Source organism: Kitasatospora sp. NPDC086009, assembly GCF_044540385.1.
Classification (GTDB): Bacteria; Actinomycetota; Actinomycetes; order Streptomycetales; family Streptomycetaceae; genus Kitasatospora.
On the sequence record NZ_JBITSA010000022.1, the window covers coordinates 78,510 to 101,838 of the forward strand.

Sequence of the window (23,329 nt, forward strand, 5' to 3'; positions counted from 1 at the left end):
CACATGTCATGGGTCACACGGAAGGGATGGGACGGGGCGACGGGCCGGACGCGCGACCGGCCGCCCCCGTGGGAGCGGCCGGTCGCGGTCCTGTGGTGGCGGGCGCCGGGGCGTCGACGCCCCGGCGTGCCGCCGCCGCCGCTACCCCAGGGCGCCCCGCAGGAAGGCGAGTTCGGCCGCCGTGACCTGCTCGCCCACCCCGTCCGGGGTCATGTGGGTGACGCCCGGCAGCGGCAGCACGCTGTGCGGGCGGCCCGCCCGGGTGAGCGCCCGGGAGAGCAGCAGGGTGTGCGAGGGGTGCACGTTGTCGTCGGCCAGGCCGTGGATCAGCAGCAGTGGCCGGGTGAGCGACGGCGCGTCGTCGATCAGGCAGTCCGCCGCGTAGCCCTCGGGGTTGTGCTGCGGCAGGTCGAGGTAGCGCTCGGTGTACGCGGTGTCGTACCGGCGGAAGTCGGTGGGCGGCGCGCCCGCGCAGGCGGCGTGGAAGACGTCCGGGCGGCGCAGCACGGCGAGAGCGGCGAAGTACCCGCCGTAGGACCAGCCGCGCACGCCCACCCGGCCCAGGTCGAGGTCGGGGTGGTCCGCGGCGAGCGCGTGCAGCGCGGCGACCTGGTCCTCCAGCGCGGCCGCGGAGAAGCGGCGGAAGATCGCCCGGGTGAAGGCGGGGGAGACGAACGGGGTGCCCCGGTTGTCGGTGGTGACCACCGCGAAGCCCTGGTCGGCCCACCACTGGCGGAGCTGCCAGCGGCGCGGTTCGTTGGCCACCGCCTGGTAGCCCGGGCCGCCGTAGACGTCGAGCAGGACGGGCAGCCGCCGGCCGGGCAGATGGCCGCGCGGGTACACCACGGCGGTGGGCAGGCCGTGTTCGGTGACCCGGGCGAGCCGCGGTTCGACCCGGTACGGCAGGGCGGCGGACAGGTCGGTGGGCGCCGCCTCGCCCCAGGGGCCGGTCAGCCGGCGGCGGACCCCGTCGGGGCCGGCCGAGACGAGCAGCAGGGTGTCGGCGGCGGCCAGCGCGGAGTGCACGCCGGGGCCGGAGCTGACCGGCTCGGGGGCGCCGCCGTCCGGGTCGACCAGGTGGACGTACTGGTCGGCGGGGTCGCCCTGGCCGGTCTCGCAGAGCAGCCTGCCGCGCAGCCGCCCGACCACCCGGCGGATCTGCAGGCCGGTGGTGTCCAGCGGCTTGCCGTCCACGGCCAGGCCGCGGGCGGCGGGGGTGTCGTGGGCGGTGAGCTGCCGGCCGCCGTCCAGCCGGGCGGGGGTGCCGGGCAGGTCGTCCACCCAGAACTCGTCGGTGGTGCGGGAGAGTTCACGGGTGGTGCCGGTGGCCGGGTCGGCGGTGAGCAGCAGCACGTTCTGCTGGAGGCGGTCGGCGACGGTGAGCAGGACCTCCCCGGTACCGGCCCACTCGGCCGCGCAGAGGTAGGGGAACGCCTCGGCGTCCCAGCGCAGCCGGGTCCGGGCGCCGTCCAGGTCGAGGACCCAGAGCTGGACGTCCGCGTTGGGCCCGCCGGCCTGCGGGTAGGCGAAGTCCTCGGGCCGCTCGTCCGGGTGGGCCGGGTCGGCGAAGTAGCGCCGGGGCAGGGCGGCCTCGTCCACCCGGGTGGCCAGCAGCGCGCCGCCGTCCGGGCGCCACCAGTGGCCCCGGGCGCGGCCCAGCTCCTCGGCGGCGGCGAACTCGGCGACGCCCCAGCGGGCGCCGTCGGCGGGGCTCAGCGGCGCGGGCGCCGGGGTGACGTGGAGGGCGTCGTCGGCGACGTAGGCGACGCGGTGGCCGGCCGGGTCGGGGCGCGGGTCGAAGGCCGGTCCGGTCACCGGGAGTTCGGCGCAGGTGCCGGCGGTGGTGTCGGCGCGGAACAGCCGCCCGTCCAGGGTGAACACGGCGACCGCGAGGTCGGCGGTGGCGGCGAAGGTGCCGATGCCGGCGGCGGTCAGCCTGGTCCGTTCGCGCAGCCGCCGCTCGACGGCGGGCAGGTCGTCGCGGTCGCCGCCGCGGCCCGGGGCGAGCACGGCGGGGTCGGCGACCAGGCGTTCCTCGCCGGTGGCGAGGTCGAGGAGGTGGAGCCGGTCGACCCGGTCCTGCGGGCCGGCCGAGCGGAGCAGCAGCAGTCGGGTGCCGTCCTCGCTGAGGGTGATGGCGCGCGGGGCGCCGTGGCCGAAGCGGCCGGTGCGGGCGCTGAGGTCGAGGAAGGGATCGGTGAGGGTCACGGCCCGATGGTCGCCGGGAGGTACCTTCCCGGACCAGTAGGGCGTCATGTGAAATGTCACACATCACCCGTCGATGTGAGGTGACGTGGCGTCCAGGGGCCGTCAGGCCGGGCGTCAGTCGGCGCCGGCGCGGAGTTCGGCGAGCAGGACGCTCTGCTCGGCGATCAGCCCGGTGAGGATCCGCCGGGCGGTGAGCAGCAGGTCGGCGACCTCGGTCCCGGACAGCGCGTACACCACCGTGCTGCCCTCCCGGGTGGCGGTGACGATGCCGGACCGGCGCAGCACGGCGAGTTGCTGGGAGAGGCTGGACGGTTCGATCGCCAGCTCGGCCAGCAGGTCGCGGACGGGCGTCGGTCCGGCCTGCAGTAACTCCAGCACCCGGATCCGGACGGGGTGGCCGAGCATCCGGAAGAACTCGGCCTTGGCCTGGTACAGCGCGACCGCCACAGCGCTCCTTTCCTGGTGCCCGGCCCGGTCAGATCTCCAGTCCGACCTCGATCCGCTTGAGGTGGTGGCGGGCCATCGCCAGGTTGGCGCGGCTGCGGTTGAGCGCCAGGAACAGGAAGAGCCCCCGGCCGTTCGGCATGGTGAGCGGCCGGAGCAGGTGGTACTGGCTGGTGAGGCTGACCAGGATGTCCTCGATCTCGTTGTCATGGAGGTTGAGCAGCTCCATGGCCCGCATCTTGGCCCGGACCACGTCGGTGTTGCCGGCGGCGGCGACGTTGAGGTCCAGCTCGCCGCCCTCGCCGAGGGTGCCGAGAGCCATGCCGCTGCCGTAGTCGACCAGGGCCACGCCGATCGCGCCCTCGATCGCCATGGCCTCCTTGAGCGAGGTCTCCAGGTTCGCCATCGTCTTCTCCTCCTGTGAGCGGGGGACTCCCCTGCGTGGTGGCTGTGGGACCGAATGTAGGGAGAGGGGACGGCGTGGCACCGGGAATGACCGGAGACGTTCGAAGTTGGCCGCTTCGTCGCTGCTTGAAGACATTTGCAACTATGGATGTGAGAGAGAATCGATCCGGTAGCGCGAAAAATCGGTGCTATCGATGTCAGTCCTCCCGGGTAACCTCTCGCTGAGATGCGAGATCACACCAATCACACCCGGACGGCGATGAACACCCCTGAGCCCGAGCAGCCCGAAGACCGGGAGCTCAGCCCCGCCGAGGCGTACGCGGCCTTCCGCCGCCGGGCCAAGGAGCAGGCCAGCGCCCTGTACGGCTTCCAGCAGCTCTACGACTTCCCGCTGGACGACTTCCAGCTGGAGGCCTGCCGGGCGCTGGAGGGCGGCGACGGCGTCCTGGTCGCCGCGCCCACCGGCTCCGGCAAGACGATCGTCGGCGAGTTCGCCGTGCACCTCGCCCTCCAGTCCGGGCGCAAGTGCTTCTACACCACGCCCATCAAGGCGCTCTCGAACCAGAAGTACGGGGACCTGGTCAAGCGCTACGGCGCGGCCAAGGTCGGCCTGCTGACCGGTGACAACAGCGTCAACGGGGACGCCCCCGTGGTGGTCATGACCACCGAAGTGCTGCGCAACATGCTCTACGCCGGCTCCTCCTCGCTCAACGGCCTCGGCTACGTGGTGATGGACGAGGTGCACTACCTCGCCGACCGCTTCCGCGGCGCCGTCTGGGAGGAGGTCATCATCCACCTCCCCGAGTCGGTGGTGCTGGCCTCGCTCTCCGCGACCGTCTCCAACGCCGAGGAGTTCGGCGACTGGCTGGACACCGTGCGCGGCGGCACCAAGGTGATCGTCTCCGAACACCGCCCGGTACCGCTGTGGCAGCACGTCATGGCCGGCAACCGGATGTACGACCTGTTCGCCAACCCGGACCGCGACGGCCGCCCCAAGGACGCCCCGCGCAACCCGGCCAAGGCCGTCAACCCCGAGCTGGTCCGGCTCGCCCGCTCCGAGTTGGACCGCAACCCGCGGGACCGGTTCGGCCGCGGCCGGGGCCGCTCGATGCCCAACGGCCGCCCGGGCAAGGTCTGGACGCCGGGCCGGGTCGACGTCATCGACCGGCTCGACGCCGAGGGCCTGCTCCCCGCGATCACCTTCATCTTCAGCCGGGCCGGCTGCGAGGCCGCCGTCCAGCAGTGCCTCAGCTCCGGGCTGCGCCTCAACAAGGAGGAGGACCGGGGCCGGGTGCGGGCCATCGTCGAGGAGCGCTGCGCCGACATCCCCGACGAGGACCTGCACGTCCTCGGCTACTTCGAGTGGCTCGACGGGCTGGAGCGCGGCATCGCCGCCCACCACGCGGGGATGCTGCCGCGGTTCAAGGAGGTGGTCGAGGAGCTCTTCGTGAAGGGTCTGGTCAAGGCCGTCTTCGCGACCGAGACACTGGCCCTCGGCATCAACATGCCCGCCCGCTCGGTGGTCATGGAGAAGCTGGTCAAGTGGAACGGCGAGACGCACGCCGACATCACCCCCGGCGAGTACACCCAGCTCACCGGCCGGGCCGGCCGCCGCGGGATCGACATCGAGGGCCACGCCGTGGTGCTCTGGCAGCGCGGGCTCGACCCGGAGGCGCTGGCCGGCCTGGCCGGCACCCGCACCTACCCGCTGAAGTCGTCCTTCCGGCCCTCGTACAACATGGCCGTCAACCTGGTCTCGCAGTTCGGCCGGCACCGCTCCCGCGAGCTGCTGGAGACGTCCTTCGCGCAGTTCCAGGCGGACCGCTCGGTGGTCGGCATCGCCCGCCAGGTCCAGCGCAACGAGGAGGGCCTGGACGGCTACCGCGCGTCCATGACCTGCCACCTGGGCGACTTCGACGAGTACATGGGCCTGCGCCACCAGCTCAAGGACCGCGAGAACGAGCTGGCCCGCGAGGGCAGCAGCCAGCGCCGCGCGGCCGCCGTCGAGTCCATCGAGCAGCTCAAGCCGGGCGACGTCATCCACGTCCCCACCGGCAAGTTCGCCGGTCTCGCGCTCGTCCTCGACCCGGGCCTGCCGCCGGTCAGCCGCAACGGCCGGGTCGGCTCGCGCCACCCCGACTTCCAGGACGGCCCGCGCCCGGTGGTGCTCACCGCCGAGCGGCAGGTCAAGCGGCTCGCCATGATCGACTTCCCGCACCCGGTCGCCGCCCTGGAGCGGGTGCGCATCCCCAAGTCCTTCAACCCGCGCAGCCCGCAGTCCCGGCGCGACCTCGCCTCCGCGCTGCGCACCAAGGCCGGCCACCTGGAGCCCGAGCGGTTCCGCAAGGGCCGCGCGGCCGCCGCCGACGACGCGGAGATCAGCCGGCTGCGCGCCGCCCTGCGCCAGCACCCGTGCCACGGCTGCGACGAGCGCGAGGACCACGCGCGCTGGGCCGAGCGCTACCACCGGCTGCACCGCGACACCGAGCAGCTGGAGCGCCGGATGCGCTCCCGCACCCACACCATCGCCCGCACCTTCGACCGGGTCTGCGGCCTGCTCACCGACCTCGGCTACCTCCGGGGCGACACCGTCACCGACGACGGCAAGCGGCTCGGCCGGCTCTACGGCGAGCTGGACCTGCTCGCCTCCGAGTGCATCCGCGAGGGCGTCTGGAGCGGTCTGGCCGCCGCCGAGCTGGCGGCCTGCGCCTCGGCGCTGGTCTACGAGTCCCGGCAGTCCGACGACGCCGCCGCCCCCCGGGTGCCCGAGGGCGGCACCAAGGAGGCACTCGGCCAGATGATCCGGATCTGGGGCCACCTGGACGCCCTGGAGGAGCAGCACCGGATCAACACCGCCGAGGGCGTCGGGCAGCGCGAGCCGGACGTCGGCTTCGCCTGGGCCGCGTACCGCTGGGCCCTCGGCCACAACCTGGACTCGGTGCTGCGCGACGCCGACATGCCGGCCGGTGACTTCGTCCGCTGGACCAAGCAGCTGATCGACGTGCTCGGCCAGATCCAGGACGCCGCCGGCGAGGACGCCGAGCTCCGCCGGACGGCCCGCAAGGCCGTCGACGGCCTCCGCCGCGGCATCATCGCCTACTCCTCGGTGGGCTGACCGTCGCACGCCGAAGGGGGCCCGTGGTCATCGACGACGGGCCCCCTTCGTGCTGTGCTGCCGGGGTGTCAGCGCGCCGCGAGGACGGCCAGGACGCGCTCCAGGGAGGTGCCGAGGCCCCAGCGGGCGGAGAGCTCCTCCAGGGTCATCGGGTCCAGCGGCTCGCGCGGGAGGGCCGGGTCGAAGGGCGGCAGCGGCGCGTCGGCGGCGACCCGGACCACGGTCGGGGCGACGTCCAGGTAGGCCGCGCCCTCGACGATGTTGCGCCGGCGGGCCGGGGTGAGCTTCGAGCGGATGTCGAGGGCGGCGGCCCGGATCGCCGGGAGGTCGCCGTACTCGTTGATCAGCTGGGCGGCCGTCTTCTCGCCGATCCCCTTGACGCCGGGCAGGCCGTCGCTGGGGTCGCCGCGCAGGGCGGCCATGTCGGCGTACCGGGCACCGCGCACGCCGTACTTCTCCAGCAGCAGCGCGTCGTCGGTGACCTGGAGGTTCCCCATCCCCTTGACCGGGTAGAGCACCGTGATCCCGCGGGCGTCGTCGACCAGCTGGAAGAGGTCGCGGTCCCCGGTGACGATCTGCACCGGGCCCTCGGCCCGGGCGGTGAGGGTGCCGATCACGTCGTCCGCCTCGTAGCCGGGGGAGCCGACCCGGGCGATGCCGAGCGCGTCCAGCACCTGCTCGATCACCGGTACCTGCGGGGCGAGGGTGTCCGGCACCTCCTCCTCGCCGTCCACGGCCGCCTCGGCGACCCGGTGCGTCTTGTAGGAGGGCACGAGGTCGACCCGCCACTGGGGGCGCCAGTCGGCGTCCATGCAGGCGACCAGCTGGTCGGGCCGGTGGTCCTGGACCAGTCGGGCGATGAAGTCCAGCAGGCCCCGGACGGCGTTGACCGGTTCGCCCTGCGGGGAGCGCAGGGAGTCCGGCACGCCGTAGTAGGCCCGGAAGTACAGGCTGGCGGAGTCGAGCAGCATCAGTCGCGGTGCGGTCACGTCTCAGATCATGCCGTACCCGGCCGACAGCCCGCCGGTTCCGGCGCTCCCGGGGTCCGCTGTCCCGGCTTCGGCGCCCCGGGATCAGTGCTCGTGCGGTCCGGCGCGGTGGACCGGGCCGTGCGAGTCGGCGCAGTGCTCGGGGAGGTCGCCGGCGGGGGTGGTGATCTGCAGCAGCGCGCCCGCCTCGTCCTCGCCGACGTGGTCGACCTGGAGGGTGCTGTGGGTGATCCCGTACTCGCCCGCCAGCCGGCGCTGCAGCTCCCGGCGGACGGCGTGGCAGTCACCGCCCGGGGTGACCAGGATGTGCGCCGACAGGGCCGGCTGGCCGGAGGTGATCTCCCAGATGTGCAGGTCGTGGATCTCCTCCACCAGCGGCTGGGCGACCAGCCGGTCCGCCACCGCGTCCGGGTCGACGCCGGCCGGGGCGGCCTCCAGGAAGATCCGCCCGGAGGCGCGGACCAGGCCGATGCCGGCCTTCAGCATCAGCGCCACCACGATCAGCGAGGCGATCGCGTCCGCCCGGGCGAACCCGGTGGTCAGCATCACCGCGCCGGCGACGGCGGTGGCGATGAACGCGTAGAGGTCGGTGACCACGTGCTGGAAGGCACCCTCGACGTTGAGCGAGCTGCGGTTGGCCTTGGACATGCACCAGGCGGCGGCCAGGTTGACCACGATCCCGATCAGCGCGGTGACCAGCACCAGCGAGCCGGTCACGTCCGGCGGGTCGATCAGCCGGGTGACGGCCTCGTAGCCCAGCCAGGCCGAGAGGACCAGCAGGGTGACGCCGTTCGCCTGGGCGGAGAGGATCTCGGCGCGCTTGAGCCCGTAGGTGTAGCCGCCGCGGGCCGGGCGGGCGGACAGTCGCATCGCCACCAGGGCCAGCACGATCGAGGCGGCGTCGGTGAGCATGTGCGCCGCGTCGGAGATCAGCGCCAGCGACCCGGCGGCGAAGCCGACCACCACCTCGCCGGCCATGAACACCACGATCAGCGCGAGGGCGCTCACCAGCCAGCGGCGGTCGGCGTCGGCGGCCACGCCGTGCGAGTGCCCGCCGTGACCGTGCGCGCCGTGACCGTGCCCGCCGTGCCCGCTCCGCGCGGGCCCGTCGCCGTGCCGGTGGTCATGCGCATGATCATCGTGGGAGTGGTCGTGCCCGGCCATCGAAGTCCTCTCCTGGACGCGCGGGGGTGGAGGCAGGGAGGCGAACGCCCCGCAGTCGAAGTGAACCGCAGATCGAAGGAAGATCCAAAGACTGCACTGGAGACCGTTGTCATTGCCGCGGCGCGACCCCCGCCCGGTGCCGCCGCGCCACCGCTGAGCAGGGAAGACGGGAATCGGGCAGGTCGGACGGCTCGGTCCCGCCCCGACCGCCGTGGCGGCCGACGCGGTGACCGCGGGGCCCGCCGGACCGGTGGCCGTGACCGCCCGGCGGGCCGGGTGGGTCTAACCGAGCGCGCCGACCGGCTCCAGCGGGACCGTCCGGGCCGCCGTCGCCGCCCGGACCAGGGCCTGCATCACCCGCAGGTCGTCCCCCTGCTCGGGGTGCCACTGCACCCCGAGGGTGAACCCCGGTCCCTCCACCGCCTCCACGGTGCCGTCCGGCGCGTGCGCGCTCACCCGCAGCCCCGCGCCGAGCCGGTCCACCGCCTGGTGGTGGAAGGTCGGCACGGTCAGTTCGCTCTCCGGCAGCAGTCCGCCGAGGAGCGTCCCGGGCACCGGCCGCACCGTGTGCTCCCCGTACGTGCCGGGCGTCCCGGCGTGCACGTCGGGGTGCACCACGTCCGGGAGGTGCTGGACGAGCGAGCCGCCGCAGACCACGTTCAGCACCTGCATGCCCCGGCAGATGCCCAGCAGCGGCATGCCCGCCGCCAGGGCCGCCCGCAGCAGCGCGGACTCCCACTGGTCCCGCTCCGGCGAGTCCGCCTCGGTCAGCGGGTGCGGCGGCTGCCCGTAGTACGCCGGGTCGATGTCCGGTCCGCCCGTGATGACCAGGGCGTCCAGCCGGGCGAGCACCTCCGGCGCGCGCTCCGGGGAGTCCGGCGGCAGCAGGAGCGCGATCCCGCCCGAATCCCGCACGTACGCGGTGTACCGCTCGGGCACCAGTGCCACCGGGCGGTTCCGCCAGTCGCTCCAACTCACGTCCACCTGGTAGGTGCTGACGCCGATGAAAGGCCTGCGATCCATGGCGCGCATTCTCCTCCAGCCCCGCCTGATACCCCGTCAACCACGCGTATCGGCGCGCCACACCCGTCCGCCCTCTTCCGCGCTGTCCGTGGCAGGCCGTACGGTTCGCTGTGACCGTGTGATCTCGCTGAGTGAGCGAAGGGGAGGGTCCCGTCATGCCCGACAACACCGCCGCGACCGCGCGGCCGCGCGCGCCGCTCACCCTCGGCGAGCTGCGCACGCTGGTCGACGCCGGCGAGATCCACACCGTCGCGCTCGCCTTCACCGACATGCAGGGCCGGCTCCAGGGCAAGCGCTTCGCCGCCCGGTTCTTCCTCGACGAGGTCGCCGAGCACGGCGCCGAGGCCTGCGACTACCTGCTCGCCGTCGACATCGACCTCAACACCGTCGACGGCTACGCCCAGTCCTCCTGGGAGACGGGCTACGGCGACTTCGCCATGCGTCCCGACCTCGGCACGCTCCGGCTCACCCCCTGGCAGCCCGGCACCGCCCAGGTCACCGCCGACCTCGCCCGGCACGGCGGCCACCCCGTCGACACCGCGCCCCGGCAGGTGCTGCGGCGTCAGATCGAGCGCCTCGCCGAGTACGGCCTGGCGGCCGACATCGGCACCGAGCTGGAGTTCCTGGTCTTCCGCGACACCTACGAACAGGCCTGGCTCGGCGGCTACCGCGGCCTCACCCCGGCCAACCAGTACAACGTCGACTACTCGCTGCTCGGCACCGCCCGGGTCGAGCCGCTGCTCGCCCGGATCCGCAACGAGATGGCCGGCGCCGGCCTCGTCGTCGAGTCGGCCAAGGGCGAGTGCAACCTCGGCCAGCACGAGATCGCCTTCCGCTACGCCGACGCCCTCACCACCTGCGACCAGCACAGCGTCTACAAGACCGGCGCCAAGGAGATCGCCGCCCAGCAGGGCTGCGCAATCACCTTCATGGCCAAGTACGACGAGCGCGAGGGCAACAGCTGCCACATCCACCTCTCGCTGCGGGACCTCCGCGTCCCGGGCGGCGCCCCGGCCTTCGCCGACCGCGACGGCCGGATGACCGACACCATGCGGCACTTCCTGGCCGGCCAGCTCGTCGCCCTGCGCGAGTTCAGCGTGCTCTACGCGCCCAACATCAACTCCTACAAGCGCTACCGGCCCGGCTCCTTCGCCCCGACCGCCGTCGCCTGGGGCCGCGACAACCGCACGTGCGCCTACCGGGTGGTCGGCCGCGGTCCGAGCCTGCGGATGGAGAACCGCGTCCCCGGGGGCGACGTCAACCCGTACCTCGCCGTGGCGGGCATGATCGCCGCCGGTCTGCACGGCCTCCAGCAGAAGCTCGAACTGCCCACGCCCTGCCTGGGCAACGCCTACGCCGCCGACGAGTACACCCGGGTGCCCGGCTCGCTGCGCGAGGCCGCCGACCGCTGGTCGCAGAGCGAGCTCGCCCGCGCCGCCTTCGGCAACGACGTCGTGGAGCACTACCTGCACATGGCCCGGGTCGAGCAGTCCGCGTACGACAGCGCCGTCACCGACTGGGAGCGCTACCGATCCTTCGAGCGGATGTGAGCCGCGTGGGGAGTCCCGCCGTCAGCACCGTCCTCAACCCGGCCACCGGGGAGGTGCTCGGCACCGTCCCGGACACCACCCCGGCGCGGCTGGACTCCGCCGTCCAGCTCGCCCTCAAGGCCCAGCAGGGCTGGGCCGCGCTCGCCCCCGGCGAACGCGCCCGGCTGCTGCGCCGCTTCGCCGACCAGGTCGAGGTGCACATCCCCGAGCTGGCCGCCCTGGAGGTGAGCGAGGCCGGGCACACCGTGGGCAACGCCCGCTGGGAGGCCGGCAACGTCCGCGACCTGCTGGAGTACGCCGCCGGCGGGGTGGAGCGGCTGACCGGCCGCCAGATCCCGGTGGCCGGCGGCCTGGACGTCACCTTCCACGAGCCGATCGGCGTGGTCGGGGTGATCGCCCCGTGGAACTTCCCGATGCCGATCGCCGCCTGGGGCTTCGCCCCGGCTCTGGCCGCGGGCAACGCCGTCCTCCTCAAACCCGCCGAGGCCACCCCGCTCACCGCGCTGCGGCTGGCCGAACTCGCCCTCGCCGCCGGGCTCCCGGAGGGCCTGTTCCAGGTCGTCCCCGGGGCCGGCGCCACCACCGGCCGGGCGCTGGTCGACCACCCTGCCGTCCGCAAGATCGTCTTCACCGGCTCGACCCTGGTCGGCAAGGAGGTCGCCGCCCGGTGCGCCGCCCAGGCCAAGCGGGTCACCCTCGAACTCGGCGGCAAGAGCCCCAACATCGTCTTCGCGGACGCCGACCTCGCCCGCGCCGCCGACCCGATGTCCTTCCTCGACAACAGCGGCCAGGACTGCTGCGCGCGCAGCCGCATCCTGGTCCAACGCGAGGCCCTCGACGACTTCCTCGCCCTGCTGCTGCCCGCCGTCGAGGCCGTCCGCACCGGGGACCCGGCCGACCCGGCCACCGAGCTCGGCCCGCTGATCTCCGCCGCCCAGGTCCGCCGGGTCGCCTCCTACGTCACCCCCGAGCTGCCGGTGCTGGCCCGTGGCGCGGTCCCCGACGGCCCCGGCTTCTGGTACCCGCCGACCGTGCTCGCGCCCACCGACCCGACCGTGCCCGCGGCGACGGAGGAGATCTTCGGCCCGGTCGCGGTGGTGCTCCCCTTCGACGGCGAGGCGGACGCCCTGCGGCTGGCCAACGGGACTCGCTACGGACTCTCCGGGTCCATCTGGACGCGGGACGTCGGCCGCGCGCTGCGCCTGGCCCGGGGCGTCGCGGCGGGCAGCCTCTCGGTCAACTCGCACTCCTCGGTGCGGTACTGGACGCCCTTCGGCGGGTTCGGCGAGTCCGGCATCGGCCGGGAGCTCGGGCCGGACGCGCTGGTCCCCTTCACCGAGACCAAGAACGTGTTCATCCAGAGCGAGGAGTAGGAGCCAGCCATGAGCGAGAAGCCTGCCGCGGCCGGGAAGGACGGCCCGGTCTGCCGGCGCCTGGTCGGCCGTACCGCCGTGATCACCGGCGCGGGCAGCGGCATCGGCCTGGCCGCCGCCCGCCGGCTCGCCTCCGAGGGGGCGAAGGTCGTGTGCGCCGACGTCGACGAGCCGACCGGCGAGGCGGCCGCCCAGGAGGTCGGCGGCCTCTTCGTGCACACCGACGTGACCGACCCGTACATGGTCGAGGCGCTCTTCGACCAGGCCTACGAGACGTACGGCAGCGTGGACGTCGCCTTCAACAACGCGGGCATCTCGCCGCCCGAGGACGGCTCCATCCTGACCACGGAGCCGGCCGCCTGGCGCAGGGTCCAGGAGGTCAACCTGACCTCGGTCTACCTCTGCTGCAAGGCGGCGCTGCCGTACATGCGGCGGCACGGGCGCGGTTCGATCATCAACACCGCCAGCTTCGTGGCCCGGATGGGCGCGGCCACCTCGCAGATCTCCTACACCGCCTCCAAGGGCGGGGTGCTGGCGATGTCCCGCGAGCTGGGCGTGCAGTTCGCCCGCGAGGGCATCCGGGTCAACGCGCTCTCGCCGGGGCCGGTGGACACCCCGCTGCTGCGCGAGCTGTTCGCCGCGGACCCGGAGCGGGCGGCCCGCCGGCTGGTGCACATTCCGCTCGGCCGCTTCGCCCGGCCCGAGGAGATCGCGGCCGCGGTCGCCTTCCTCGCCAGCGACGATTCGTCCTTCATCACGGCGAGCGAGTTCCTGGTCGACGGAGGCATCGCCGGTGCCTATGTGACCCCGGTCTAGGGTCGATCCGGGGCCGACCGGGGGCTGATCCGGGGCCGATCGGGGCCTTCGTTCGGCCTTCTCACCGTAATCTCATGGAGAATGCCGGAAATCGGCGGTCGCGCTGATATCGCGTTTATCCGGCTGCCTTTAGATTCTCTGACGTGAGCGAGCAGATTCCCGCCGGGTGGTACCCGGACCCGAAGGACACCACCAGCGATCCGCGACCGCAGCGCTGGTGGGACGGTAAGGGCTGGACGGCCGACACCCGGCCCGCACCCTCGGACGCCCCGCCGGAGCCGGTGGCTCCGGCGGCCCCGGGGCCGGACGAGACCGCCGAGACCCGGGTGCTGGAGGGGGAGGTGCTGGGGAGCGGGCCGACGGTCCGCTACCCGGAGCCGCCCCCCTTCGGCGCCGCCTACGGCGCCATCGCACCCCCGGCGCCCAAGACCAGGCGCAGGCCGTCCAAGCTGGTGATCGCGGCCACCGTCGCGGCCCTGCTGGGCCTCGGCGCCGGCTCCGGGATCACCTACCTGGCGATGGACGGCCACGGCGAGCCGCGTGCCACGCACCGCACCTCGCGGCAGGCCCCGCCGATCGGCGAGGAAGGCCCGTGGGGCGGTCTGCCCGACCTGGGCGGCCCCGGTAACGACGGTGGCCAGGGCGGCAACGGCGGCAGCGGTCAGGGCAACGGCAACGGCAACGGCAACGGCGGCAAGGGCAACGGCCAGGGCCGGGGCAACGGCGGCAGCGGCCAGGGCAACGGTGGCCAGGGCAACGGCGGCCAGGGCAACGGCGGGAACGACGGCACCTCCCAGGGCAGTGACACCGCCGCCGACCTGGTGAACCGGATCACCCTGCCCGTCCCCTCCGGCTGGCAGGGCGGTACCACCCCGGACGGCTTCGCCGCGCTGAGCGTCGGCGCCTACACCTGTGACGGGGGCGGCAGCTGCTCGCTGGGCGGTGCCAACACGGGTGTGGTCGCCGGCGGCACCGACGTCCAGGCGGCGGCCAAGGCCGACATCGAGAAGGCCGCCAAGGACTCGTACAACGACCTCAACTCGCACCAGGAGCTGAAGTCCGAGGCGGTCAAGGTCGACGGCCGGGACGGCTACCTGGTCCGCTGGAAGGTCGACGCGGCGAAGGGCAACGACGGCTACGTGCAGACCGTCGTCTTCCCGTCCGCCGACGGCAAGTCGCTGATCTCCGTCCACCTCGGCTTCGACATCGCCGACAAGGCGCCCGACGTCGCCGTGATGGACACCATCGTCAAGGGCATCGCCGCCTACACCGGCAAGCTGCCCGCCTTCCCGGGCGGCGGCGCCGGCCCCGGCGGGGGCACCGGTACCGCCACCACCTGATCGCACCGCTCCGCTCACGTACGGCGGCCCGCCCGGACACGTCCGGGCGGGCCGCCGCCGTGTTCACACGCCGAGCTGGGGATCGCCTGGGCCGGACCGCACGGGGGGCGGTGTGCGGTCCGGCCCAGGCCTCCGGCGGTCAGGAGTCGCGTCGAACAGCCTCGAAGCGACGGCGCCGGAGCACCATGCCGGCCCAGCCGACGCTGATCGCGGCGGCGCCGGCCAGCAGCAGCGGACCGGTGGGCGAGCCGCCGACGGCCGCGCTGGCGGTCGGCACCACCGCGCCCGCCGGCTCGTTCGCGTTGCCGCCGTGCCCGTGGTGGGAAACGGTGGACCGGGACTGGCCGGCGGCGATCTGCGCCTCGCTCGGCGCGGCCGGGGCCTGCGCGGCGAGCGCCGACACGGGCTGGTCCACAGCGGCCGCCGTCTTGCCGAAGTCGACGTCGGAGCAGCTGTAGAACGCCTCCGGGCTGTCGCTGCGCTGCCAGACCATGTACAGCAGCTGGCGGCCGGTCCGCTGCGGCAGCGTCCCCGTGTAGGTGTAGTAGCCGTCGGTGGCGGTACGGGTGACCTGCACCTGGGCGACCGGGGCCGACTCCAGGTCGGACCACTTCAGCGGCTTGGTCGGGTCGTAGCCGGCCTTGGTGATGTAGACGGTCTGGGTGCCGACGTGCGCCGCGGTGACGCGGAACTTGAAGGCGAACGAACCGGCGCTGACCGGGGTGGCCGGCCAGTCGGTGCGGGGCATGTCGAGCGCCTTGTACTTGTCGCGGTTGGCCGAGCAGAGCTTGCCGTCCGGGATCAGCGCCTGGTGGTTGCCGTTCGCGTTGGCGATGTTGACCTCGTTCCAGTCGTACAGCGGCTGGGTGCCGCTCATCGCCACGAGGTCCTTGCAGACCTGGGACTTGGGAGTCTCCGGCCCTTCGGCGTAGCAGGCCGCGATGCGGCTGACCGGGTTGGTCATGGCACCGTGGGCGCTGGCGGTGCCGGCGGCGGTCGTCGAAACGGCGAGGACCGCGGCGCCTATGACGCCGAGGGACAGAGCGCTTCTCTTGATGGACATGGGGTGGGGACTCCTTGACCGTGTTCCGGGCCGAGAGTGTGGGGGAGTGGGCACGTCTGCCCGGGGCCCGCCGGCCCGGCGCGCGGGGCCCGGGCTGAGCGTATGATTGGACTAGACCAGCTGGCAATAGCCCGTTGTGGCGTACTTTTTGACGGACTGTAGCCGTACGCGCAGCACAGAGGCCCGAGGGGCGCCGGAGTTCGGGCGCCCTCGGGCCTTCTTAAGGTGGGGGAAAGGCCGGGAAAAGGTCAGCGGCCGCCGGAAGGCCGGCCCGGGCCCTCCCCGTACTGATGGAAGTGCGCGCCCCCGTGCACGTTCTTGGCCTGGATCACCATGCCGTGCATCGTTCTGCCGGTGATGGTGTTGTTCAGGGACTCGCCGCCCGGTGCGGGCAGCCGCGGCTCGAACTCCGCCAGGATGGCGCGGAGTTCGTCGGCCACCTCGGGGTTCTCCAGGAGTGCCTGGCGGAGCCGGCCGCGCCAGGTGCCGGTCAGGTCGTCGACGGCCCCGGTGTCACCGGTCTCCCGGGCGCGGGCGATGACCGTCCGCGAGCGCTCCAGGGCCGCGGCCTCCGCCTCGTCGGTCTCGCCCCGCCCGAACAGCGCCGCGAAGCGCGAACGCGCCTGGGTCCAGGCCTCGGTGGCCATCAGCCCGACCAGGGTGGTGGCACCCGAGGTCACCAGCCCCTGCACGATCTCGGCCTCCATGGCGCCCCCTGACGTCGCGTCCGGTCCTGTCGAGGACCACGGTAGGGCAACGAGGGCGCCGCGGCGGCCCGTTCGGCCGTGGTGGCGTACCCGGTGGTCAGAGGAAGGTCCGCTGCTCGCCCCGGTAGGTCGGGACGGTGCGCACCACCCGGTCGCCCTCGATCAGGTGCAGCTCGGCGAAGCGCTCGCACAGCTCGCCCGCCTTGGCGTGCCGGAACCAGACCCGGTCCCCGATCAGCAGGTCGTCGGCGGCCGCGCCGAGCAGCGGGGTCTGCACCTCGCCGGCCCCCTCCATCGGGTCGTAGCGCAGCCCCGGCGGCAGGTGGGGCACCGGCGAGCGGTCCGGCCCGGCCGCGCCGGAGGCCGGGTAGCCGCCGCCGAGCACCGTCACCACCCCGAAGCCGGGCCGGCGCACCACCGGCTGGCCGAACAGCGCGGCCGGCCGGCCCCGGAACGAGCGGTAGTTGTCGAACAGCCGCGGCAGGTACAGCCCCGAGCCCGCCGCCACCTCGGTGACCGCCCGCTCCGCCACGGTCGACTCGACGCTGCCGGTGCCGCCGCCGTTGACGAACTCCAGCTCGGTCACCCGGCGCAGCCGCCGGACCGTCGCCGCGCGCCGCTCGGCCAGCTCGGCCCGGGCCTTCGCCTGCATCAGCCGGATCATCCGGGAGCGCACCGGCCGCCCGGGCACGCTGTCGCCCACCCCGGCGATGTGTCCCTCGTAGGCCATCAGCCCGACCACCCGGAACCCGCGGCGGCGCTGCACCAGCTCGGCGAAGGCCCCGAGGTCCTCGGGCGTGCGCATCGGCGAGCGCCGGGCGCCGACCCGCACCCGCCCGCCGAACAGCTGCAGCGCGGTGTCCAGCTCCAGGCAGACCCGGACCTCGGCGGGGCCGGTCCGGGCCGCGTCGATCAGGTCGAGCTGGGCCGGGTCGTCGACCAGCACGGTGACGGCGGCGGCCAGCTCCGGATCGCCGGTCAGTTCGGCGAAGCCGGAGCGGTCCGTCGAGGGGTAGGCCAGCAGGACGTCGCGGATGCCCGTGCGGGCCAGCCAGAGCGACTCGCCGAGGGTGAAGCTCATCACCCCGGCAAAGCCGTCCATGGTCAGCACCCGCTCCAGCAGGGCGCGGCAGCGCACCGACTTGCTGGCCACCCGGACCGGCTTGCCGGCCGCCCGGCGGACCAGGTCGGCCGCGTTGGCGTCGAAGGCCGCGAGGTCGACGACGGCCACCGGGCCGTCGAGATGGGCGGTGGCCCGGTCGTACCGGGCTCGGTCGGCGGCCGGCGAGGGCACGGCGGCGGTACGGGCAGCAGCTTCGAGCGTGGCCATGGGCGCAGAGTGCCACACCCCGCTACCGGTGGGTAGGCCTGCGGCGGACGATCCACCCCGACGGCGCGGATCCGCCTCGCCCCGGCGGCGGGTGTGAGGTGGCATAGGGTCGGCCGGGTGGACCGCAAGAACATTCCGAACCCAGGATTCGCCGCCGACGACGGCACCGCCGACCCGGCGCTCGCCGAGGCGCTCGCGCGCTGGTCGCAGGAGCCCGGGGCCGAGCCGGAGGTGCTCGCGGCGCTGACGCCGACCCGGCTGATGGTCCCGATCGTCGCCGTCCTCGGCGAGGTGGAGCTGGACGAGCACGGGCACAAGCACGAGAAGACCAGTGACATGGCCGTCCCGGTGATCGAGGCCGCGGACGGCCGGCGGGCGCTGCCGGCCTTCACCTCGATGGAGGCGCTGACCCGCTGGCGCGCCGACGCCCGCCCGGCACCGGTCGCCGCCCCGCAGGCCGCGATGGTCGCCTACTCCGAGCGCGCGGACACCCTGCTGATCGACCCGGCCGGCCCGGTGCCGTACCGGCTGTCCGGGGCCCGGCTGCGCGCGCTGGCGGAGAACCGGCCGTACCTGCCGCCGGTGCGCGACCCCGAGGTGCGCGAGGCCGTCCGGGCGCTGCTGGCGGCCGAGCCGCAGGTGGTGAGCGGTCTGCTGGCGCCCTACCAGGAAGGGGACGGCCTGCTCGCGGTGGTGCTGGACCGGGCGCTGGACCAGGAGGCCGTCCAGGCGGCCGCCCGGCGGATCGGGCAGGCGGTCGCGGCCGACCCGGTGCTGCGGGTCCGGCTCGACCGGGGCCTGAACCTGGCCGTGCTGCCGGCCGACTCCGCGCTGCCCGGCGAGCCGCTGTACCGCCGCTAGCGGCGCCCGGCCCACGCGCGGTGCCCGGCCCTCGCGCGGTGCCCGGACGCGGCGGTGCCCCTCGCCCGGTGCCCGGGCACCGCCGGTGTCCCGGTGGGGCTCAGGCGTAGACCGGCCCGGTGAACTTCTCGCCCGGCCCGGTGCCCGGCGCGTCCGGCACGATGGACGCCTCGCGGAAGGCCAGCTGGAGCGACTTCAGGCCGTCCCGCAGCGGGGCGGCGTGGAAGTTGCTGATCTCGGGGGCACCGGCGGTCACCAGCCCGGCCAGCGCGGTGATCAGCTTGCGCGCCTCGTCGAGGTCCTTGTCGGCCTCGCCGCCCTCGGCCAGGCCGCACTTCACGGCGGCGGCGCTCATCAGGTGCACCGCGACGGTCGTGATCACCTCGACGGCGGGGACCTCGGCGATGTCCCGGGTGAGGTCGTCGAAACCGATCGCCTCGTCGTCCGCGGCGGGGTTCTGGGTGGGCTCGCTGCTCAAGGGGGGCTCGTTCCGTCGTGCCGGTGTCCGTACCCAAGGAGCGTACAAGGGGGCCGGCCGGGGGCCGGGCCGCGGGGAGCGAGGGGCGGAATACCGGGCGCGGCCGAAACGCTGTATGCTTCGAGACTGACCGGCCAGGAGCTCCTGAGGAGCGCCCGGCCAGCAAGAGGAGGCTCCACCCAGGAGGCCCGAGAGGGCAACCGCGAAAGTCTCCCACCCGATCGGCCTCACGGTCGACGGGTCCCGGTCCGCGACGGGCGCCCAGGCGCCGAGTCGCCCGCCGCACCCCTCACCGGGTGCAGCCCCCGGTTGTGTGGAGCCCCGCTTGTACCGAGCGGGGCTTTTTTCGTGTCGCGGTGCATGCAGTGCCAATCAGCAAGGTAGGCAGCGCAGCACGAATGAAGCCCCGCCCAGTGGTCGAGTCCACTACGTGCGACCGCCGTCCGACGGCCGCATCGCAGAAGGTGCAACCTAGGAGGCCCCATCAGCACCGAGCCCCGCATCAACGACCGGATTCGCGTCCCCGAGGTGCGACTCGTCGGTCCCAGCGGCGAGCAGGTCGGCATCGTGCCGCTTGCCAAGGCGCTGGAGCTCGCGCAGGAGTACGACCTCGACCTCGTCGAGGTCGCGGCGACCGCCCGGCCGCCGGTGTGCAAGCTCATGGACTACGGCAAGTTCAAGTACGAGTCGGCCATGAAGGCCCGTGAGGCGCGCAAGAACCAGGCGCACACGGTCATCAAGGAGATGAAGCTCCGGCCGAAGATCGACCCGCACGACTATGACACCAAGAAGGGTCACGTCGTTCGGTTCCTCAAGCAGGGCGACAAGGTCAAGATCACGATCATGTTCCGCGGTCGCGAGCAGTCGCGCCCCGAGCTGGGCTTCCGACTGCTGCAGCGGCTGGCCAACGACGTCCAGGACCTGGGCTTCGTCGAGTCCTCGGCCAAGCAGGACGGCCGAAACATGATCATGGTTCTCGGCCCGCACAAGAAGAAGACCGAGGCGATGGCCGAGGCCCGCGCGATCGCGGACGCCCGCAAGGCCGAGCGTCAGGGCCGCACCCCCGGCTCCGACGCCGCCGAGGCCGACGAGGACGCAGCGCTTGAGGCCGAGAACGCCGCGGCCGAGGCGGAGGCCGACGAGGCCGACGCCGAGGACGACGCCGCCGAGGTCGAGCAGCCGGCCGAGGCCTCCCAGGACGCCTGAGCCTTCACCGGCCAGGGCGGTTCGGGAGACCGGCCACCAAGGTGAACGGGCGTCCGCCCGGTCATCGCAGATCCATCCTTCACGCCCGCGCGGCGCACACCGCGCGGGCGTGGACGGACCGACGAGGAGATACGGCGAAATGCCGAAGCAGAAGACGCACAGTGGCGCCAGCAAGCGCTTCAAGATCAGTGGCTCTGGCAAGGTGCTGCGCGAGCGCGCCGGCCGCCGCCACCTCCTGGAGCACAAGCCCTCCACGCTGACCCGCAAGCTGGCCGGCACCGTCGTGGTGGCCCCCGCCGACGCCAAGAAGATCAAGAAGCTTCTCGGCAAGTGATCGCCCTCCCGCCCGGCGCGAGCCGTGAGCGGGGCAGCTGATCCTTCCCGACCCATTCGAATGACGGACCGCGTGAAGTAGTCCGTGGTCCAACCCAAGGAGTAATCAAGTGGCACGCGTCAAGCGGGCAGTCAACGCCCACAAGAAGCGCCGGGTCATCCTGGAGCGCGCCAGCGGCTACCGGGGCCAGCGCTCGCGCCTGTACCGCAAGGCCAAGGAGCAGGTCACCCACTCGCTGGTCTACAACTTCAACGACCGCAAGAAGCGCAAGGGCGACTTCCGTCAGCTGTGGATCCAGCGCATCAACGCTGCGGCCCGTGCCAACGGCATCACCTACAACCGCTTCGTGCAGGGCCTGAAGGCCGCCAGCGTCGAGATCGACCGCAAGATGCTGGCCGACCTCGCGGTCAACGACCCGGGCGCGTTCGCCTCGCTCGTCGAGGTCGCGCAGAAGGCGCTGCCGGCCGACGTCAACGCCCCGAGGGCCGCCGCCGACGCCGCCTGATCCTCCTGGATCGGCCTGATCCCCCCGGGATCGGTTCGTCGCACCGACCGGACCCGCAGGCTCTCCCTGCGGGTCCGGTTTTGCGTTTCCCCGCCACAGTCCCTGCACGCCACCGGCGCCCCGCCTCAGAGACGAGACCATGTCGAGCACCGACACCCCCCTGCTGACCTCCCTGCGCTCGCCCCGCGTCGTCGCCGCCCGCCGGCTCGCCAAGCGGAACCAGCGCACCAAGGAGCGCCGCTTCCTCGTCGAGGGCCCGCAGGCCGTCCGGGAGGCCGTCGCGTTCGGGACGCTGCCGGGCACGGCCGACCACGCCGTGGTCGAGGTCTACACGACCCCCGAGGCCGCCGAGCGGCACGCCGGCATCGTCGCCGCCGCCCGCGCCGAGGGGCTGCCGGTGCTCACCGCCACCGACGAGGTCATCGCGGACATCTGCGACACCGTGACCCCGCAGGGCATCGTGGCGCTCTGCCGGTTCATCGACACCCCGTTCGCCGAGGTGCTGGCGGCCCGTCCCAAGCTGGTCGCGGTGCTCGCCCATGTGCGCGACCCCGGCAACGCCGGCACCGTGCTGCGGACCGCCGACGCGGCCGGCGCGGACGCGGTGGTGCTGACCGACGCCTCGGTGGACCTGTACAACCCGAAGGCCGTGCGCGCCTCCGTCGGCAGCCTGTTCCACCTGCCGGTCGCCGTCGGCGTGCCGGTGGAGGAGGCGGTCGGCCGACTGCGCGAGGCCGGCGTGCGGGTGCTGGCCGCCGACGGCGCGGGGGAGCGCGACCTCGACCAGGAGCTGGACGAGGGCACGCTGGGCGCGCCCGGCGCATGGGTGTTCGGCAACGAGGCCTGGGGGCTCCCGGAGGAGACCCGCGCCCTCACCGACGAGGTGGTGCGCGTACCGATCCACGGACACGCCGAGAGCCTCAACCTCGCGACGGCCGCCGCCGTCTGCCTCTACGCCTCCGCCCGGGCGCAGCGCTCGCCCGGCGGCTGCCGGGCGCGGGCGTAGGCCGTACCCGGACGCTCCCGGAAGTCGTCATCGCGACGCCGCGGGCCCTACTGCGGGGGGCCGCGAGACGCTAGGGTCTGCCTCGGTGGGGGGAAAGACACGGTGGGTAATCGGGGAGGACACCCATGGTCGGCAGCGGGCCAGAGCTCGACCCGGACGACCTGCCGGACGGCCTGGTGGTCGCCGACGCCCTGGGCCGGGTGGTCTGCTTCAACCGCACCGCCGCCCGGCTGACCGGCATCCTCCAGGAGGCCGCGCTCGGCAGCCCGCTGGAGCACGCCCTCCCGCTGGAGGACCTGGACGGCCGCCGCTGGTGGCAGCTGACCGACCCGTACGGTGGCCTGGCGACCCGGACCAGCCAGCCCGAGCGCAATCTGCTGCTCCCCGGCGGCCGCGAGGTGCTGGTGTCCGCCCGCTACGTCCGGACGCGCCCGCAGGCGCCGCTGGAGCGGCTGGTGATCGCGCTGCGCGGCACCGAGGCCCGCCGGCGGACCGAGCGCAGCCACGCCGAGCTGATCGCCACCGTCGCGCACGAGCTGCGCTCGCCGCTCACCAGCGTCAAAGGCTTCACCGCGACCCTGCTGGCGAAGTGGGAGCGGTTCACCGACGGGCAGAAGCGGCTGATGCTGGAGACCGTCGACGCCGACGCCGACCGGGTCACCCGGCTGATCGCCGAGCTGCTGGACATCTCCCGGATCGACGCCGGGCGGCTGGAACTGCGCAAGCAGGTGGTCGACCTGGCTGCCTCGGTGCGCCGGCACGTGGACCGCAAGGTCGCCACCGGCATCCCCGAGGACCGCTTCGACATCCGGATCAGCGAGCCGCTCACCGTGCTCTGGGCCGACCCGGACAAGGTGGACCAGGTGCTGGCCAACCTGCTGGAAAATGCGGTGCGCCACGGTGAGGGAACTGTCACGATCGAGGTGGCACCGGCCAAGGAGGTCGTCGAGGCACCCGTCTGGGAGCGCTCCGGCACTCCGCCCCGAACTGTGGAAGGCACCGCGGTCACCGTGAGCGATGAAGGCACCGGCATCCCCGAGGACTCGATGCCGCGCGTGTTCACCCGCTTCTGGCGCGGTTCCAAGCGCGGCGGCACGGGCCTGGGCCTCTACATCGTCAAGGGCATCGTGGAGGCCCACGGCGGCTCGATCCGCGTCGACCGCGCGCCCGGCGGCGGCGCCCGGTTCCGATTTATCCTGCCCGCCGGCGTGCCCGACTTCATGCTCTGACGGAGCCTGGAGGCAGCCGCACCGGGCTCCGGGGCGGCGCCGCCGTCCCCGGAGCCCGGTGCGGATCGGGAGGCCGGACGGGCTTGACGGCAGCCGCACCATGCGCTGCGACTACACTCGACCTTTGGCGTTGTGGGACGCCCTGCGCGGCCGTGCCGCGGACACCCCTTCCGAGCACCTGCG

Annotated in this window: 21 protein-coding genes; 11 read left to right on the top strand and 10 right to left on the bottom strand. The window is 73.6% G+C overall.

Going from position 1 to position 23,329, the window contains the following annotated elements:
* Positions 1-141 precede the first annotated feature (141 nt).
* From ACIF6L_RS33895 to ACIF6L_RS33905, 3 genes are all read right to left on the bottom strand, one after another.
* Complete coding sequence (locus ACIF6L_RS33895; protein WP_396489547.1) at positions 142-2,208, bottom strand: prolyl oligopeptidase family serine peptidase; 2,067 nt, start codon at positions 2,206-2,208, stop codon at positions 142-144.
* A 114-nt stretch (positions 2,209-2,322) separates the two neighbouring features.
* Positions 2,323-2,655: a metalloregulator ArsR/SmtB family transcription factor gene (locus ACIF6L_RS33900; RefSeq protein WP_329486894.1), complete on the bottom strand. Its 333-nt coding sequence runs from the start codon at positions 2,653-2,655 to the stop codon at positions 2,323-2,325.
* Positions 2,656-2,683: 28 nt separating this feature from the next.
* A complete protein-coding gene (locus ACIF6L_RS33905) occupies positions 2,684-3,058 on the bottom strand; it encodes a hypothetical protein (RefSeq protein ID WP_329486893.1) in 375 nt (124 codons plus the stop codon).
* A 258-nt stretch (positions 3,059-3,316) separates the two neighbouring features.
* On the opposite strand from ACIF6L_RS33905, the gene ACIF6L_RS33910 reads away from it, so the two are divergent.
* Positions 3,317-6,172, top strand: coding sequence for a DEAD/DEAH box helicase (locus tag ACIF6L_RS33910; RefSeq protein WP_329486891.1), 2,856 nt, complete (start codon positions 3,317-3,319; stop codon positions 6,170-6,172).
* Between the two features lie 68 nt (positions 6,173-6,240).
* Here ACIF6L_RS33910 and ACIF6L_RS33915 read toward each other — a convergent pair whose 3' ends face one another.
* From ACIF6L_RS33915 to ACIF6L_RS33925, 3 genes are all read right to left on the bottom strand, one after another.
* Positions 6,241-7,143 (bottom strand): 5'-3' exonuclease, encoded by a 903-nt coding sequence (locus tag ACIF6L_RS33915; RefSeq protein WP_329492052.1) that lies wholly within the window; start codon positions 7,141-7,143, stop codon positions 6,241-6,243.
* A gap of 102 nt (positions 7,144-7,245) precedes the next feature.
* Positions 7,246-8,325: a cation diffusion facilitator family transporter gene (locus tag ACIF6L_RS33920; protein WP_329486889.1), complete on the bottom strand. Its 1,080-nt coding sequence runs from the start codon at positions 8,323-8,325 to the stop codon at positions 7,246-7,248.
* 282 nt (positions 8,326-8,607) lie between these two features.
* Entirely contained in the window at positions 8,608-9,348 is a 741-nt protein-coding gene (locus tag ACIF6L_RS33925) for a gamma-glutamyl-gamma-aminobutyrate hydrolase family protein (protein ID WP_329486888.1), read from the bottom strand.
* A 155-nt stretch (positions 9,349-9,503) separates the two neighbouring features.
* Here ACIF6L_RS33925 and ACIF6L_RS33930 point away from each other — a divergent pair, with 155 nt between their 5' ends.
* The 4 genes from ACIF6L_RS33930 to ACIF6L_RS33945 all read left to right on the top strand — a co-directional run bounded on the left by ACIF6L_RS33930 (position 9,504) and on the right by ACIF6L_RS33945 (position 14,427).
* On the top strand, positions 9,504-10,898 hold the full coding sequence (locus tag ACIF6L_RS33930; protein WP_396489551.1) for a glutamine synthetase family protein: 1,395 nt from the start codon (positions 9,504-9,506) through the stop codon (positions 10,896-10,898).
* A 5-nt stretch (positions 10,899-10,903) separates the two neighbouring features.
* Positions 10,904-12,271 (top strand): aldehyde dehydrogenase family protein, encoded by a 1,368-nt coding sequence (locus ACIF6L_RS33935; RefSeq protein WP_396489552.1) that lies wholly within the window; start codon positions 10,904-10,906, stop codon positions 12,269-12,271.
* A gap of 9 nt (positions 12,272-12,280) precedes the next feature.
* Positions 12,281-13,087 carry a 3-oxoacyl-ACP reductase gene (locus ACIF6L_RS33940; RefSeq protein WP_359807265.1) on the top strand — a complete coding sequence of 269 codons (807 nt, stop codon included), beginning with the start codon at positions 12,281-12,283 and terminating at the stop codon, positions 13,085-13,087.
* Positions 13,088-13,230: 143 nt separating this feature from the next.
* On the top strand, positions 13,231-14,427 hold the full coding sequence (locus ACIF6L_RS33945) for a DUF2510 domain-containing protein (protein WP_396489554.1): 1,197 nt from the start codon (positions 13,231-13,233) through the stop codon (positions 14,425-14,427).
* Between the two features lie 139 nt (positions 14,428-14,566).
* Here the strand turns inward: ACIF6L_RS33945 and ACIF6L_RS33950 are convergent, their stop codons facing one another.
* The 3 genes from ACIF6L_RS33950 to ACIF6L_RS33960 all read right to left on the bottom strand — a co-directional run bounded on the left by ACIF6L_RS33950 (position 14,567) and on the right by ACIF6L_RS33960 (position 17,527).
* A complete protein-coding gene (locus tag ACIF6L_RS33950) occupies positions 14,567-15,490 on the bottom strand; it encodes a lytic polysaccharide monooxygenase (RefSeq protein ID WP_359807270.1) in 924 nt (307 codons plus the stop codon).
* A gap of 248 nt (positions 15,491-15,738) precedes the next feature.
* On the bottom strand, positions 15,739-16,197 hold the full coding sequence (locus tag ACIF6L_RS33955; protein WP_396489556.1) for a hypothetical protein: 459 nt from the start codon (positions 16,195-16,197) through the stop codon (positions 15,739-15,741).
* A 97-nt stretch (positions 16,198-16,294) separates the two neighbouring features.
* On the bottom strand, positions 16,295-17,527 hold the full coding sequence (locus ACIF6L_RS33960) for an amino acid deaminase/aldolase (protein ID WP_396489558.1): 1,233 nt from the start codon (positions 17,525-17,527) through the stop codon (positions 16,295-16,297).
* 117 nt (positions 17,528-17,644) lie between these two features.
* On the opposite strand from ACIF6L_RS33960, the gene ACIF6L_RS33965 reads away from it, so the two are divergent.
* Positions 17,645-18,388, top strand: a complete 744-nt coding sequence (locus tag ACIF6L_RS33965; RefSeq protein WP_329486879.1) for an SseB family protein — start codon at positions 17,645-17,647, stop codon at positions 18,386-18,388.
* 100 nt (positions 18,389-18,488) lie between these two features.
* On the opposite strand, the gene ACIF6L_RS33970 is transcribed toward ACIF6L_RS33965, so the two are convergent.
* Positions 18,489-18,866 (bottom strand): DUF1844 domain-containing protein, encoded by a 378-nt coding sequence (locus ACIF6L_RS33970; protein ID WP_329486878.1) that lies wholly within the window; start codon positions 18,864-18,866, stop codon positions 18,489-18,491.
* Between the two features lie 483 nt (positions 18,867-19,349).
* Between ACIF6L_RS33970 and infC the strand changes: the two genes are divergently transcribed.
* From infC to ACIF6L_RS33995, 5 genes are all read left to right on the top strand, one after another.
* A complete protein-coding gene (gene infC / locus ACIF6L_RS33975; protein WP_359807314.1) occupies positions 19,350-20,072 on the top strand; it encodes a translation initiation factor IF-3 in 723 nt (240 codons plus the stop codon).
* Positions 20,073-20,211: 139 nt separating this feature from the next.
* The gene (rpmI, locus tag ACIF6L_RS33980) at positions 20,212-20,406 is read left to right on the top strand and encodes a 50S ribosomal protein L35 (protein ID WP_329486877.1); all 195 of its coding nucleotides are present in this window, start codon (positions 20,212-20,214) and stop codon (positions 20,404-20,406) included.
* 109 nt (positions 20,407-20,515) lie between these two features.
* Positions 20,516-20,911 (top strand): 50S ribosomal protein L20, encoded by a 396-nt coding sequence (gene rplT / locus ACIF6L_RS33985; protein ID WP_329486876.1) that lies wholly within the window; start codon positions 20,516-20,518, stop codon positions 20,909-20,911.
* Positions 20,912-21,050: 139 nt separating this feature from the next.
* On the top strand, positions 21,051-21,917 hold the full coding sequence (locus ACIF6L_RS33990) for an RNA methyltransferase (RefSeq protein ID WP_329486875.1): 867 nt from the start codon (positions 21,051-21,053) through the stop codon (positions 21,915-21,917).
* A gap of 125 nt (positions 21,918-22,042) precedes the next feature.
* A complete protein-coding gene (locus ACIF6L_RS33995; protein ID WP_329486874.1) occupies positions 22,043-23,146 on the top strand; it encodes an ATP-binding protein in 1,104 nt (367 codons plus the stop codon).
* Positions 23,147-23,329: the final 183 nt, after the last annotated feature.